The following is a 1,196-nucleotide window of genomic DNA, read 5'->3' on the forward strand; positions in this document are numbered from 1 at the left end:
GGGTTCGAAGAACCGTTGATTGGCGCGGCTGGCTCCTGATTTCTGGTTTGTGGCGTGCTGACTGACGGTTCCTGGGGTGACTTTTGCTCTGCGTTTTGAGCAGATCGCGGGCTATCGCCATTGGGAAGGCTACGCGCTCGCGTTCAGTCTTTCGAGGAAGAGGAAGCGGCGCATGTTGTAGACGATATTGGCCAGCCCGATCCTTATGGTGGCTCGCGTTATGCCCACGGTCCGGACGAACAGTCCCGTCTGCGATTTCTGATCGGCAAAGACATGCTCGACACGCGACCGGATCACCGACTTTCCGGCGTTGGACCGCTGGATGTGACGAGGCATAGGCTTGAGATGCGGCTTTTTCCTGTGGATTTTCGAGACGAACCCGTGTCGGTCTATGAAATCCTCATTGGCTTTCGAGCGATACGCCGTGTCTGCCCAGACGCCTGAGGCGGTATTGGTTTTATCCAACAGCCCCTCTCTTAATCGCGCACCATCACTGGCGGCGGCATCTGTGATTGGGAGCGTCCCATCCTCCTGCCGCTTTGCCTTCGTGAACTTCAGTGTCCAGCGCGCATGACGGTCCTTGTGCGACAGCTTTGCCGGTTTGTCCTGCCAGTTCTGTGGGATCCGTCCTTCCCGAAGATCGGTTTTCTCTGCGTTGGAGTTCCGCTGCCTTGGAGCAGCCACCAGCGTTGCATCCAGGATCTGGCCCGACATCGGTAAATACCCGGCGTTGCGCAATGTGGCGTCAAAGCGCGCGAACAAATTCTCGATCGCTCCCGCCTGGGTCAGGCGTTCACGGAACAGCCAGACCGTCTTGGCATCGGGTACCCGATCCGATAACGCCAGCCCCAGGAAACGCATGAAGGACAGACGGTCATTGATCAGATACTCCGTCCGGTCATCGGAGAGATTGTTCAGTGTCTGGATTACCAGGATCTTGAACATCAGTACCGGATCGAACGGCGGACGCCCGCCCTTGCTCCCGTCCGAGTAAGCCAGAGCCTTCTCCAGATCAGGGCGGAACGCCTCGAAATCCACAGTCCGGGAAAATGCTTCGAGCTGGTCACCAAGCCCACTTAACCGCGCAAGCCGCTCGTCACCGTCAAAGAATCCCGCCTGCTTCATCAGCCATCCCCCCCAACATCACAGCTGGGATAGAATCACACCAGCAGCCCCTGACCAAAGGGGTTTTTCGA

Annotated in this window: 1 protein-coding gene; it reads right to left on the bottom strand. The window is 57.8% G+C overall.

The features are described 5' to 3' along the window. Positions 1-129: 129 nt before the first annotated feature. Positions 130-1,128: an IS5 family transposase gene (locus tag AA0535_RS12310; protein WP_264816692.1), complete on the bottom strand. Its 999-nt coding sequence runs from the start codon at positions 1,126-1,128 to the stop codon at positions 130-132. Positions 1,129-1,196: the final 68 nt, after the last annotated feature.

Origin of the sequence: Asaia krungthepensis NRIC 0535, from assembly GCF_025995175.1 — a bacterium.
Classification (GTDB): Bacteria; Pseudomonadota; Alphaproteobacteria; order Acetobacterales; family Acetobacteraceae; genus Asaia; species Asaia krungthepensis.